This window comes from Chloroflexota bacterium (assembly GCA_020161265.1).
GTDB lineage: Bacteria > Chloroflexota > Chloroflexia > Chloroflexales > Herpetosiphonaceae > Herpetosiphon.
Genome location: JAIUOC010000001.1, coordinates 633892 through 648517, shown reverse-complemented (window position 1 = coordinate 648517; position 14626 = coordinate 633892). Strand labels below are relative to the sequence as shown.

Here is a 14626-nt window from a genome sequence, read left to right as displayed (position 1 = left end):
GATCGTGCGACGATGCATGAGAGGCGCAACGATGAACTACAAAGTTTTTTTAGTCGAGGACGAGATCATAGCCCGTGAAGGGATTCGCGACGCGATTGACTGGGCAGCGGCGGGCTATCAGTTTTGCGGCGAGGCTTCGGATGGTGAAATTGCCCTCCCAATTATCCGTGAGCGACGGCCCGATATCGTGATTACTGATATTAAAATGCCGTTTATGGATGGCCTACAGCTCTGCCGAATTTTGAAGGAGACGCTGCCGACGACGAAAATCATGATCCTCAGCGGCCATGATGAGTTTCGCTACGCTCAGGAAGCAATCCAAATCGGGGTTACTGAATACCTACTTAAACCGATTGTTGCCCAAGATCTGCTAGCGGCGTTGCGCAAGATCGCTGGTCAGATCGATCAGGAACGCCAAGCTCGGGAACAGCTAGATGCCCTTCAAACGCAGATGTCTAATCATCAACCAGTGTTGCGCGAACGCTGTCTGCTTGACCTTGTAGCTGGTAGTAGCTCGACAACCGACTTTATGGAGCAAGCACGTAGCCTTGAAATTGATCTTTTGGCACCATGGTATCAGGTGCTGGTGATGCACGCCATGCCGCCTAGCGCCACAACAGCGCCGCTATATGCCGTCTATCAACAGATCGATGTGATCGTCGCCGCAATTCTGGGCGAATCGCGGTCGGTTGTGGCCTTTAAGCATGGCATGGAAGATACGATCTTGATTATCAAGGGTTCAACCCGAGTTGATGTGCTCCAGCGAGCGGATGGACTGGCTGCTGCCCTGCGCCAGCGCGTGGCCGAGCAAATTGGCTGTCGGGCTATGATTGGCAGCGGCGACCCAACCGAGCGACTCAGCTTGATCTCCCAATCGTTTTCGCAGGCGCTGGCGCAGATCGAGCACCCAATCGAACTCCCAGTGGAAGTCGAGCCATACGACCACGATCAACTCCACGGCGGTGCAATCATTATGAAAGCCCGCGCTTATATTGATGCCAACTATGCAGATCCTGCGATGTCGCTGGGCCAGGCAGCTGCTCATGTGTTACTCAGCCCAACCTATTTCAGCGCCGTCTTTCGGCGCGAGGTTGGCGAGACCTTTATTGACTACCTGACCCATGTCCGTATGCGCAAGGCTATCGAACTTCTGCGCTCAACCTCGCTGACTGCCAGCGAGATCGCCTATCGCATTGGCTATCAGAACCCGCGCTATTTCTACTCGGTGTTTCGTAAGGTTGTTGGGCAACCACCTAATGAATTCCGCCGACACTCCTAGCGAAAACTAGCGCATCTAGATTGCGAGAGGATATGTGTGATGGATGAGCATTTGTCAAATCGTGAGCCTATCGCAGTCGCATTGGCTAAACGAGCTGTGGCTCCTCGGTTACGTCTGCGACTTTCCATCCGCGATAAAATTCTGCTGGCATTGCTGATGGTGGTCATCCTGATGAGCGTGCCATATATCTTCCTAATCGTCCCTGGCCTAGAATACAAAACCCAATATGATGTGCTTATTCAGAACATTACCACTGCTAATAGCATTAACGGTTATATCAAGCCATCGATTGATGCCGAGATCTGGGAAATTATCGCTGGCAAGAAACCATTTGCCCAAGGTACTCAATATGCAACCCTGAGTGATGTTGATCATCGTATTGAGCAGATGATCGATAACTCCAGCTCGGAAAAGGGTCGAGTCAAACTGCGAATTATTCAGCACACGCTGCAAACGCTGCGCAGTTCGATCGATCAGGTCGGCATTCAGATCGCCCAGAACAAAACTTTTGCTGAGAATTTGGTGCTGATGGAAGAGATTCGCAGCATCACCCAGCTCATTGAGGGTAATGTGCAGGCGTATGCGCTCTTCGAGGTTAATCGTACTCAACAACAATATCAGGCTATGCAAAGCGACCTGACCCGCTGGGCGATCGGTGGCCTAGCGGTGATTATGACCTCGATCCTCTTCTCAATCGTTGCTGCCTGGCGAATCTCAAAAAGTATCTATGTTCCAATCAAGAAGCTGCACGACGTTACTACAACGATTGCTCGTCAGGATCTTGAGGCGCTGGTAATTGCTGATAACGCCGATGAGATCACCGAGCTAGGGTTAAGCTTCAACATCATGGTCGGCAAGATCAAGGAATTGCTCGATGCCAAGCTTGAGGAACACGAGAACCTCAAAAAGGCCGAGCTACGAGTGCTGCAGGCTCAGATCAATCCGCATTTTCTTTACAACACCCTTGATGCGATTATCTGGATGGCCGAAGCCAAGCGCACAGCGCAGATCGTCGATCTGGTTGCGGCGTTGTCGCGTTTCTTCCGAATCACGCTGAGTAAAGGTAAAGATTGGATCACGGTTCATGATGAGATTGCCCATATCGAAAGTTATCTGACGATCCAAAAGATTCGCTACCGCGATATCCTCGACTACCAGATCGACATTCCCGATGACACCCGTAGTAGCGAGATGCTCAAGTTGACCCTCCAACCGTTGGTGGAAAATGCGCTCTATCACGGAATCAAGAATAAGCGCAATGGCGGCACTATTGTGGTGCGTGGCCGCTGGCTCGATGCTGATCGGCTGCAAATCGAGGTCGAGGACAACGGTATTGGCATGACGCAAGAACGGCTGGCCCATGTGCGGGAGCTGCTGGCAGCGGGCAACCTCTGGATGACAGGTGCTATGCAGGTCGTTGAGGATGGCTACGGCATCAGCAATGTCAATCAGCGGATCAAGCTCTACTATGGCTCCGACTATGGGCTGTCGATCGAAAGCGAACATGGGCGTGGCACATGTGTGGTCCTGATCATCCCACGGCAGCGTGGCAGCACCGCACAACCATCGTTGTCGCTTGCTACTTCTTAGCACGAGCAATGAGGTATGGGGTTATGGATATCAAGCAGCACAATTTGCCGCAAGTCCGACGGGCGATCGAAGCCAACCTGCCCCGTCTGGCTTGTCGGCCTTGGCTCTGATTTTGTACCGCACGCTTGACAGGTGGGCTATCAATAACGTATAGTTATGTGCATATGCACTTATCTTGAAGGAATGCCGATGGAATCCAACGTGTTAGCCGAATTGCGTTTTTGCGCCTGCGCCAACCTACGGCGGACGGCCAGGATTGTGACGCAAGTATATGACGATGCACTCAAGGAGACCGGCCTCCATTGTAGCCAGTTTACCCTGCTGGGTACGCTGGCGCTGATCGGACCTCGTGGCATGGGACAGCTCGCCGAGGCGCTTGGGATGGATCGGACTACCCTGACCCGCAATCTTCGGGCGCTCCAGCGCGATGGCTTGGTCGAAGACCAGCCCGATGGCGATGGCCGCCGCCGCCGGGTGGCGATCACTGCTCGAGGTGTTGTGGCGCTTGAGGAGGCGCTGCCGCTTTGGGAGCAGGCACAAAAACAGGTTGTCGCGGTGCTTGGTAGCGATCAGTTCGGCGATTTACTCGACAGGCTAAAAATGCTGCGCCATGGGGTTCGCTAATTTTTTTGATCATTTACGTGTATATGCACTTATATTTGGAGTATCTATGGCTCATTTGCAGAATCATCCGACGGTGCTGCGTTTCAAACGAGAGCGGGCTGCGCAGTCAAACGAGGAATCGCCGAGGCTGGCCGATGCGACACTCCGCGAGCTTTGCCTCGACTCTGGTGCAGACGATGTGGGCTTCGTATCCATCGATCGGGCCGAGCTTGACAATCAGCGAGCCGAGATCTTGGAAAATTTTCCTTGGGCACGCAGCCTGATTAGTATCGTCTGCCGCATGAATCGCGAGCCGATCCGCAGCCCGGCGCGATCGGTTGCCAATCTGGAGTTCCACCACACGGTTGATCACGCCGAAGCGGCAGCGCATACGATTGTCGCGGCGCTAGAGGCACAGGGCGTGCGTGCGGCCAATCCGGCTAGCGGCTTTCCGATGGAAGTCGAGCGGTTTCCTGGCAAAAGCTGGATCATCTCGCACAAACCGGTGGCGGTAGCGGCGGGACTTGGGCAGATGGGAATTCACCGCAACGTGATTCACCCGCGCTTCGGCAACTTTATCTTGCTGGGTACGATTGTCACCGATGCCGTCATTGGGGAAGAGAGCAAACCGATCGATTACAATCCCTGTCTGGAATGCAAGCTCTGCGTGGCGGCCTGCCCAGTTGGTGCAATCAGTCCATCTGGCGACTTCGACTTCGGAGCCTGTTTTACCCACAATTATCGCGAGTTTATGGGCGGCTTCAACGATTGGGTGGAAACGCTCGTGTCAAGCAAAGATGCCCCGACCTATTACGAGCGCACCTCGGCGAGTGAGACAGCCTCGATGTGGCAAAGCCTCAGCTTTGGAGCCTCTTATAAGGCGGCCTACTGCATCGCCGTCTGTCCAGCTGGTGATGACGTTATCGCGCCTTTTCTGACTAATCGGGCTGGCTTTCTGAAGGAGGTGGTCAAGCCGTTGCAAGATAAGGTCGAAACCATCTACGTATCAGCCGAAACGACGGCGGCCTATGTGCGGCGGCGCTTTCCTCACAAGCGGGTTAAGCGGGTCGGCAGTGGCATCCGCTTTTCCTCAGTCGAATCCTTCGTCAAAAGCCTGCCGCGGGTTTTCCGTCCGGCGGCTGCCGAAGGGGTAAACGCGATCTACCATCTGGTTTTCAGCGGTGCCGAGGACTATGCGGCAACCATCAGCATTGGCGACGGGCCTGATTCGAGGAAGCGAGTGATGATCACGGAGGGCTGCGTCGGCCATGCCGACCTGCGGATTGCTGCCGACAGTCAGACGTGGCTGGCGATCGTGGCTGGCGATCGCACCCCAGCATGGGCGCTTATCCGGCGCAAGCTACGATTACGCGGCTCGCTGCGGCTGATGAAGGTGTTTCGTGCCTGCTTCGCGGCCTGAGTGAGAAGGCGCTGTTACGCGTAGGCTAATCTAGTCGATCACGGTAAGGATGGTGCGTATCTGCATGCCGATCCAATCACGCCAATACATCCTCAGATAATAGCCTATGCGTTCTCGACTGATTTTTTGAATGCGCGGTTGCATCTTTAACTATGCATTGCAGCGATTGCGCCTGATCGCTGCTGATAGAAAGGCAAAAGGTCTCATGAAACTTTCAGCAAACACAATCCTTATCACGGGCGGAACGAGCGGTATTGGCTTGGAACTCGCCAAGCAACTCCACCAACGACAGAATACCATTCTCGTGACCGGACGAGACCCCAATAAACTCCGAGCCATCCACGAACATATTCCAGGGGTACAGACCTATCAAAGCGATGTTAGTGATCCGGCGGCAATTGCCGCACTCTATGAACGCGTGACGAACGAGTTTCCTGATCTGAATATGCTGATCAATAACGCTGGTGTGATGCGAACGCTGCGGCTGAACGGGCGGATTGGATTACAGGACATTGGCCGTGAGATTGAGGTCGATCTGCTTGGACCAGTGCGCATGATCGAGCAATTCTTGCCGTTTCTCAAAACAAAGCCCCATGCCACCATCATTAATACCTCGTCATTGCTGGCCTTTGTACCTTTGGCCAGTTCTCCTATTTACAGCGCTGCAAAGGCTGGCTTGCATTCCTATACCCAATCCCTCCGCATCCAGCTGCACGATACGAGTGTTACGGTAGTTGAACTGGCTCCGCCTGCCACCATCACCCCATTACTGGAGAACTTGGGTTCCGACACCCTCAATAGTAAGAGTCCAATCGTGATGAATGTTGATAAGATGGTGCGCGTAGCTCTGGAGCAACTCGAACACGACACCACCGAAATTCGGCCAGGCATGAGCAACATCATGAAGCTGATGAGCCGTTTTGCACCGACTTTTATCCTGAAGCAGGTGAATAAGTCCATCGCCAACGATTTGGCAAAATCCAGCCTAATCGAGGATCGGTGAGACGTATGCTTGGCTTGAAAACGGGACACAGCGGAAATGGTCTGTGACATGCTCCGAAAAGTAGAGTTTAGGATGGAGCACCAGTACCTCATCGAGGGTCGTCCCGTGTGGGTTGGCGTGATCGTGACAAGAATTATGATCAAGGGTATGCGACCCATTGGTTGTGGGTCATACCTTATAATCGTAAAAAATCGAACACCAGGCTAAAAAATCATACACTGCGATCGGTAAAAAATCGTTAAAATAGCGGATATTCTGCGTAGGAATAACGCTTGTTCGCTCCCGGCCAACTGCTATACTAACCACAGTAGCCCATCGATCAGTTGATCTACCGACCACGTCTGGTCTGGAAATCGCCAAAGGAGGCGCTCCCCAATGAAAGCCCTTGCACTCTACCGCCGCGTCATCGCACTGTCTATGGTGTTGACTCTGGCGGCGTGCGGCGGCTCCTCGCCTAGTACCAGCGGAGCAACAGCATCCCCACTCGATGTTCAGACCAAAACCTATCCTGAGTTGGTTGTCGGGTTTGCCCAAATCGGAGCCGAAAGCGAGTGGCGCACCGCCAACACGCGCTCGATCCAAGATACGGCGAACCTGCTCGGGGTCGAATTGGATCTTTCCGATGCCCAGCAACAGCAGGAAAACCAGATCAAGGCCATCCGTTCATTTATTGCCCAAGGTGTCGATGTTATCGGAGTTTCGCCAGTGGTTGAGACGGGCTGGGACGAGGTTTTTGCCGAGGTGAAACAGGCCGGCATCCCGCTAATCCTGCTCGATCGCAACGCCGCTGTGCCCGACGATCTCTATAGCGTGCGAATCGGCTCGGACTTTGTTGAAGAGGGTCGGCGGGCCTGTGGCGAGATGGCCCGCCTGCTCGATGGTCAAGGATCGATCATCATCTTGGAAGGAACCCAAGGATCAGCACCGATGATCGGACGAGGCACTGGCTTTCAGGAATGCCTGCGCGAACATCCTGGTCTGCAGGTGATCGACATCCAGTCCGGCGATTTCATTCGCGCCCGTGGCAAAGAAGAAATGGCAGCCTTACTGCAAACGCATGGCAGCAGCATCGACGGCGTGTTTGCTCAGAACGATGACATGGCGCTTGGTGCGATCGAGGCGATCGAGGAGTATGGGCTACGGCCTGGCATTGATATCAAGATTGTTTCGATTGATGCGGTACGAGCCGCCTTCGAAGCGATGATCGCTGGCAAGCTGAACGCTACCATCGAGTGTAACCCGCTGCTTGGTCCACTGTTCTTCGAGACGGCGCTGAACTTGGCCAATGACACACCAGTCGAAAAATGGATCAAGCCGATCGAGGGCGTATACCGACAGGATACCGCCGCACAGGAATTGCCTAGGCGCAAATATTAGGTAATTTCCTCCCACTGTTGAAACCCTTTTGAGCTATGAAGTCCGCGTGACTAATCATTCTTAGGTTCGCACAGGTTGCGTGCCGCGTATCACGCCGTGCCTGGCGAAGAGCTACGCAAAAATTTCTCATCGCGAACAATGGTTTGCTGGCCAGATTTTCTATTCTCTAAGGAGGACGTTCCATGAGTATTTCACGATCATTCGCGACGCGTCTGTTGGCGCTACTGGTTATCATCGGCTTGGCCGGTTGCGGTGCCTCGGAAGCTACCACTGCACCATCGGCGAACGCGCCAGCGGCGGGAGCGAAAACCTACAGCGACATGGTGCTGTGCTATCCGCAGCTTGGAGCTGAAAGCGACTGGCGTACCGCCAATACCGCCTCGATCAAAGAAACAGCGGCAACTCTTGGAATTAAACAACTCGTCTTCTCTGATGCCCAACAGAAACAAGAAAATCAAATTTCCGCCGTGCGTGCCTGTATCCAGCAGGGCGTGGATGTGATTGCCCTGCCACCAGTGGTTGAGGATGGCTGGGATGCTGTTCTGACCGAGGCTAAGAATGCTGGAATTCCAGTGATTATTGTTGACCGCAGCGTGAGCGCCGATAAATCCCTGTATAGCACCCACATCGGTTCCAATATGGTGTTGGAAGGCGAGCGAGCTGCCGCAGAGTTCAACAAGATGATGCCAAACGGCGGCGTGATTCTCGAACTCTCAGGAACCACTGGCTCCGGTGCAGCAGTCGGGCGAGCCAAGGGTTTGCGCAACAAACTCAACTCCAATATCACTATCCTCGACTCGCAAACTGGTAATTTCACTCGGGCTGAGGCCGTCCCTGTGATGCAGGCGCTGCTGAAAAAATACACGCCTGGCAAAGATTTCCAAGGTTTATTTATCCACAACGACGATATGGGCATCGGCGCAATCGAAGTCCTCAAGGCAGCTGGTGTCCAACCAGGCGATCTCAAGATTGTGTCGGTAGACGGCACACGCGGTGGCTTCCAAGCTATGGTTGATGGCTGGTTTCAAGCCGATGTTGAATGTAACCCACTGCTTGGCCCACAGGTGTTCGAACTGGCGCTGAAGCTTATGAACGGTCAGCCAGTTGAGCCAGAAGTGATCACCAATGAAACGGTCTACTATCCAGAGAACGCCGCAGAGCTGTTGCCGACGCGCAAATACTAGCCGCCAATGCTGCTGGGGGAGATATCGCATCTCTCCCAGCGGGGTCAATCGGCGATATGGGAAAGGCGAGTGATCATTATGGCTGATCCGCAGAATCTTATCACCGTCAAAGGTATTTCCAAAGCATTTCCCGGGGTTGTCGCCCTCGAAGGTGTCGATTTTACGCTGCGAAAAGGCGAGATCCATGCCCTGATGGGCGAGAACGGTGCTGGTAAATCTACCCTGATCAAAATTCTTACTGGGGTGGAGCAGCCCGACACAGGCAGCATTGAGCTAGAAAACAAGGCTATCCGCATCAAATCTCCGCAGCATGCGCAGGAGCTTGGCATCAGCACGGTGTATCAAGAGATTAATCTTTGCACGAATATTTCTGTCGCCGAAAATATTATGCTCGGCCATGAGCCACGGCGCTTTGGCGGTATCTACTGGAAAAAGCTGAACGAATTGGCCCGCCAAGCCCTAGCACGACTTGGTATCGAGTTGGATGTAACGCAGCCGCTCGGCATCTACTCGATCGCGATCCAACAGATGGTTGCGATCACCCGCGCTCTTGAGATAGCCTCGGCCAAAGTGCTAATCTTGGATGAACCAACCTCAAGCTTGGATGCTAACGAAACTGCGCGGCTTTTTGCGGTCATGCGGGCGCTCAAGCAGGCGGGCATCGGGGTTGTGTTTGTCACGCATTTCTTAGATCAAGTGTACGAAATCGTTGATCGGGTGACTATTCTGCGCAATGGGAGCTTCGTTGGCAGCTTCGATATTGCAGCTCTCCCACGGGTTGAACTAGTGGCTAAAATGCTTGGGCGAGTGGTCGGCGAATTGCAGGCACTGGCTCATGACAAAACGCAGGTCGAGCGCCAGCCCGATCAGGGACGATTGATCGATGCAAGCGGTCTTGGCTTGAGCGGCATGCTGGAACCACTCGATCTGACCATGAATGCTGGTGAAGTGCTTGGAATTGCAGGGCTGCTCGGCTCTGGTCGTACCGAGTTGGCAAGCCTGCTTTTTGGCATTGCGACTCCTGATAGTGGCACATTGCTGGTCGATGGGCAGTCGGTTGCGCGGTTTTCTCCGCGAGAATCGATCAAGCGTGGAGTTGCGCTATGTCCTGAGGATCGCAAGGCCGAGGGAATTGTGGGCGATCTCAGCATTCGTGAAAATATTATCCTTGGCTTGCAAGGACGTTATGGCTGGTTCAGGTTCATTGGCAAACAGCAGCAATATGAGATTGCCGAGAAATACATCAAACTGCTTGGTATTCGCACGCCATCGCCCGACCAGTTGGTTAAAAACTTAAGCGGCGGCAACCAACAGAAGGTTATTCTTGCTCGCTGGCTTGTTACCCAGCCACGCCTGCTGATTCTCGATGAACCGACGCGGGGCATTGATGTAGGTGCCAAGGCCGAGATTCAAAAGTTGGTGCTGGAATTAGTTAAGGATGGCATGTCAATCGTGTTTATTTCCTCCGAGTTGGAAGAGGTGGTGCGGATCAGCGATCGTATCCTAGTCTTGCGCGACCGCGCCAAAGTGGCCGAGTACGACCATTCAGTCAGTGATCGAACTCTTATGCAAACGATGGCAGGTGAGGCATGAACTACAAGGCTTCTTTCAAGCGGATTCGCGAAAGCCGCCTGTTCTGGGTGCTTACCGCGTGGGCGGTTATCCTTGGATTTAATGCGCTATTTATCCCCGAATTTTTTCGCATCAATATCCAAGATGGTCATCTCTATGGCAATCTGATTGATGTGCTGAATAATGGTGCACCGCTCATGCTGGTGGCGATCGGGATGACGCTGGTGATTGCTACTGGCGGTATCGATCTTTCGGTTGGAGCTGTTATGGCGATCTCAGCAGCTATGGGTGCTGTTCTGATCAACCCCGCACCGACCGATAAGTTGGTCTCAAATGAGATCCTGACCAGAAACGCTACCAATACGCCGCTGGCAATCATCGTGCTAGCAACGTTGGCGGCGGGGATGTTGTGCGGCCTTTGGAATGGTCTGCTGGTTTCGCGAGCTAAGATCCAGCCACTGGTGGCAACCTTGATATTAATGGTTGCTGGTCGGGGTATTGCCCAGCTGATTACCAACGGTCAGATTATCACAATCTACTACACGCCCTACTTTTGGTTTGGCAACGGCTACATCTTGGGTCTGCCTGTATCGATCTATATTGTTGCAGCGGTGGCAATCATCACCTGGATTGGTGTGCGCAAAACCCCGATCGGATTGTTCATCGAGGCCGTGGGGATTAATCCAAAAGCCACCTATTATAGTGGGATCAGTGCCAAGAATATTCAGTTGCTGGCCTACACGTTTAGCGGTTTTTGCAGCGCTCTCGCTGGATTGATCCTTAGCTCCTACGTGCATAGTGCCGATGGTAACAACAATGGCCTTAACTATGAGCTGGACGCAATTCTGGCCGTTGTGATGGGTGGGACGATGTTGTCTGGTGGGCGTTTTTCGCTCCTAGCGAGCGTGATCGGCGCGATGGTCATCTGGACATTCACGCTTTCGATGTATGCGCTGGGAGTGCCAGCAAACGCCTTGCTCGCTGGACGGGCAGTGCTAGTTCTGCTGGTAATCCTGCTCTATTCCGATCGTCGGCTGATCAAACGCCGTAGCAAGAGCGCGGATCATCAGAACAAGCCGGATGTGATGACATCAGACGAGAAACTGGATCTCCCGCGCCCATAGCGGCGGATCGCTACGAGTCACCGCTTTGAAAGGGATTCACCATGACACAACGCCTGAAGCTTTCCGTCCTGCGGCATGGCCCGCTACTGACAACAATTACGATTTTTCTGATGGCCTATATCATTGGTTCCCAACTGTATCCTGCTATGCAACGGCCTCAGGCATTTTTCAACCTGTTTATAAATAATGGCTTCCTGCTGATCGTTGGGATCGGTATGACCTTTGTGATTATCACTGGAGGGATTGACCTTTCGGTGGGTGGGGTCTTGGCACTGACGACGGCGGCATCGGCTGCGCTGCTCAAATTGGGGGTCAGTGCAGCTGTCGTTATACCGCTGATGCTGGTCATGGGCACAGCGATTGGGCTTGGACTGGGCAGCATTATCCATTTTTTCAAAGTGCAGCCGTTCATCGTTACCCTGATGGGTCTGTTTTTTGCCCGTGGCCTTGCCTACATCATCAGCCTCACATCGGTCACTATCACCGACCCATTTTACAAATATCTTGCCCTTACCCCAATCCATATTCCGTTTTTTGCTAAAGCCTATGTCTACATTCCCACCCTTGTCGGTCCGCTGCTGCTGCTTGTGGCGATCCATCTTGCCTACTTTACCCGTTTTGGCCGCATTATGTATGCCATCGGCAACAACGAGCAGTCGGCTGGCCTGATGGGTTTTCCGGTTGGCCGTACCAAAATCATGGTTTATGCCTTCAGCGGCTTTTGCTCAGCTCTCGCCGGAATCGTATTTAGTATCTCGCTGCTCGCTGGCTACGGGCAGTTCGCGACTGGGGTTGAATTGGATGTCATCGCGGCGGTGGTGATGGGTGGTACGCTGCTCACTGGCGGGGTTGGCAATGTAATCGGCACATTGTTTGGCATTCTGATCGAAGGAACGATTATCTCCATCCTTCAGTACAATGGCACGCTGAGTTCGTGGTGGACACGGATTTGCGTCGGCGTGCTAACGCTGATCTTTATTGGTATCCAAAGCATCTTCGCTCGACGCAAAAAAGATCTGTAAGCGCCTCTTCGCTATAAATATCCAATCAGCCACAATCAATCCGCCCTTATCAACGAACTAATGGGGCGGATTGATCGATCCTGTGTACAGAAAATGGATATTTCACCTCAATACCTAAATGATTGTACCAACCCCAACAACTGCTTCGGCTGGTGTTTGCTTTTGATAAAAGCAGCGGCCTACGATTGCCAATAATTCCCAACGGCGCTTGAATGTGCTATGATACCGTCTCTAGTTATGTAGAGATTTGTAATTCTCTATGAAGTTATCGGTTGTCTAGCGGTATTTTAGGCTAGGAGTAATTCTGTATGATTCACTTAATCACTCAATGGCGAGCCTGGTTATTAATCGTGGTGGTCGTTTGGCTTGGCGTTCCAGCGAATAATTCGTCAGCGCAACCCCAAAATATTAATCAACAATGGGATCGGTCTCAAAAGCCAACGACGACTCTTTCTCCAACCCAATTCGTCAACACCCAAGGATTAACCGGAACATGGCAAACTGAGGTTGCCGATCTCCAACCGGATTATGGTCGGATCGATAGTGCGACGATTGGCCCTGATGGCGATTTGTACCTTGGTGGTTATTTCAACCAAGTTGCAGGGGTTAACGTGTACGGCCTTGTGCGCTGGGATGGAACCAGCTGGTCGGGAGTGGCTGCGGATCAATTTGATTGGAGGCTTTCAGCTCCGGGCTATCAATCAATGACCTTTTTTCAGAATAATCTGTTTGTTGGGGGAAGTAAGCCTATTCTTGGTAATCTACCGAAACACAGCCTTATTCGTTGGGATGGTGCAACCTGGCAATCAACTGGGAGCGGGGCTAGTCAATGGGGTTGGGTGGAGCATATTACTCAGTATGATAATGAATTGTATATCTTAGGGGACTTTAGTAGCTTTAATGGTGTACCAGCCGATGGTCTTGTGCGCTGGGATGGATCTGTTACCACTCCCATGACCATAACACTTGATGACAAGCTCACGATGAATACAACATCAAGTGGTATCTATATTAGTGGTTTGGTGCATGAGGAGTATGAAACGCTTAGCATGCTTTATCATTGGGATGGCACGAGTTTTCATACTCTGCCGCTCGATGTTGAGGTTGCTTCGATCAAAGCCTTTAATGATCAGATCTATGGAATCAAACATTATACTAATCAAACCTCGGCCTTAATGCGCTGGAATGGCACGACATGGATCCCAATCGTTGATGCTGTGCCTGGTATGCTGGCAGCGTATGCACTTGATGCAGATCAGACCTATCTCTCAACCCTCAATGGTTTGGAGATTCAAGTGTATAGTTATGCTGCGAACAGCTTAAACCCCTTGCCTGCTTGTGAATGTACCGATAAACATAGCTTGTATTTAGCGCATAATCAGCTCTTTATCAATTCATCGGCACCAGCCTTTACACCTACAGATGAACCGGCGTTGTCGGTTTATGCCAATAATCAATGGCAAGAAGTTCCGGTGTATCATTCGCCAAGTTTGCGCTTGCAGGCTGGAGCGCAGGTGGCCTATCTGCTTCATGATCAATTATTGAGTTGGGAAGAGCAGCGCTGGAAAACGGTTGCGCTGCCAACGAGTCATCCGATTGTGCAGGATTGGCAGGCTGCTGATGATCAATCGCTGTATATCATCGCCAGACATCACCCAACCATGAGCTACCAAGTTTATCGCTATGTGCATGGAGCGAGTGCGGTAAGCATTCTGCCAGCATTTCAAGCCGACCACCTGTATACGCTGTCGATTATTGATGGCCAAACGCCAGTTGTTGTTGCTAATACTGGCCTCCATCGCTGGAATGGCAGTGGTTGGGATAATCTTGGTTTTCCGCCGAATACCGCAAATCTCAACATTCAGCTCTTTAGCTACCGTCAGTCGCTCTATGCCATGGTTGAAACATCGAGCGGCGGCGACACGACCAACATTATCCATCGCTGGAATGGCAGTGCTTGGGTCGAACCAACGACACCGCTTACCGGCACTGTCTCCGAGTTTGCTGTGAATGCTGATGGGTTGTATGTCATCGGGCAGTTTGAGCACGCTGGAGAGGATTACGAATTGATCAATTGGGATGGCGATCAGTTTAATGGAATTGCCTCGTCCAACGTGAGGATTGAGGCGATTGAGGCGACCGCAACTGGGGTGTATGTTGGTGGTTGGTTTAGCCAACTTGGCGATTGCGTCTGCTACAACCTTGGCTATTGGAATGGGAAAGCGTGGTCTGCGGTTGGTGATGGTACGAATGGGCGAGTTTTGGATCTTGCATTAGCCGATGATCGTTTATTCGTTTATGGCTTGTTCAATCAAGTTGGTCGCAACACCGCGCTTGGTTTGGCGATCTGGCAGCCCACAACTACCCATACCATCTATCTTCCATTTGCCCGCAAATAAGTTTATTGGCGTGGCTCAGGTTTGGATTCAAACCTGAGCCACGTGACTTACAC

General features: G+C 52.3%; 11 protein-coding genes. All 11 read left to right on the top strand.

Annotated elements, in window-relative coordinates:
* The first annotated feature begins 31 nt into the window (after positions 1 to 31).
* The 11 genes from LCH85_02195 (at position 32) to LCH85_02145 (ending at position 14573) form a co-directional block, all read left to right on the top strand.
* Entirely contained in the window at positions 32 to 1279 is a 1248-nt protein-coding gene (locus LCH85_02195) for a response regulator (GenBank protein MCA0350784.1), read from the top strand.
* A gap of 39 nt (positions 1280 to 1318) precedes the next feature.
* Positions 1319 to 2869: a sensor histidine kinase gene (locus LCH85_02190; protein MCA0350783.1), complete on the top strand. Its 1551-nt coding sequence runs from the start codon at positions 1319 to 1321 to the stop codon at positions 2867 to 2869.
* Between the two features lie 189 nt (positions 2870 to 3058).
* Positions 3059 to 3493: a MarR family winged helix-turn-helix transcriptional regulator gene (locus tag LCH85_02185; GenBank protein MCA0350782.1), complete on the top strand. Its 435-nt coding sequence runs from the start codon at positions 3059 to 3061 to the stop codon at positions 3491 to 3493.
* Between the two features lie 46 nt (positions 3494 to 3539).
* Entirely contained in the window at positions 3540 to 4892 is a 1353-nt protein-coding gene (locus tag LCH85_02180; protein MCA0350781.1) for a 4Fe-4S binding protein, read from the top strand.
* Between the two features lie 205 nt (positions 4893 to 5097).
* Positions 5098 to 5895: an SDR family NAD(P)-dependent oxidoreductase gene (locus LCH85_02175; GenBank protein MCA0350780.1), complete on the top strand. Its 798-nt coding sequence runs from the start codon at positions 5098 to 5100 to the stop codon at positions 5893 to 5895.
* Between the two features lie 375 nt (positions 5896 to 6270).
* Complete coding sequence (locus tag LCH85_02170) at positions 6271 to 7272, top strand: ABC transporter substrate-binding protein (GenBank protein ID MCA0350779.1); 1002 nt, start codon at positions 6271 to 6273, stop codon at positions 7270 to 7272.
* 182 nt (positions 7273 to 7454) lie between these two features.
* Positions 7455 to 8456: an ABC transporter substrate-binding protein gene (locus LCH85_02165; protein ID MCA0350778.1), complete on the top strand. Its 1002-nt coding sequence runs from the start codon at positions 7455 to 7457 to the stop codon at positions 8454 to 8456.
* A 78-nt stretch (positions 8457 to 8534) separates the two neighbouring features.
* The gene (locus LCH85_02160; protein ID MCA0350777.1) at positions 8535 to 10049 is read left to right on the top strand and encodes a sugar ABC transporter ATP-binding protein; all 1515 of its coding nucleotides are present in this window, start codon (positions 8535 to 8537) and stop codon (positions 10047 to 10049) included.
* Positions 10046 to 11152, top strand: coding sequence for an ABC transporter permease (locus LCH85_02155; protein MCA0350776.1), 1107 nt, complete (start codon positions 10046 to 10048; stop codon positions 11150 to 11152). Before LCH85_02160 ends, LCH85_02155 begins: the two co-directional genes overlap by 4 nt.
* A 41-nt stretch (positions 11153 to 11193) precedes the next feature.
* Positions 11194 to 12174 carry a sugar ABC transporter permease YjfF gene (locus LCH85_02150; GenBank protein MCA0350775.1) on the top strand — a complete coding sequence of 327 codons (981 nt, stop codon included), beginning with the start codon at positions 11194 to 11196 and terminating at the stop codon, positions 12172 to 12174.
* Positions 12175 to 12482: 308 nt separating this feature from the next.
* A complete protein-coding gene (locus LCH85_02145) occupies positions 12483 to 14573 on the top strand; it encodes a hypothetical protein (protein ID MCA0350774.1) in 2091 nt (696 codons plus the stop codon).
* The last annotated feature ends 53 nt before the right edge of the window (positions 14574 to 14626 follow it).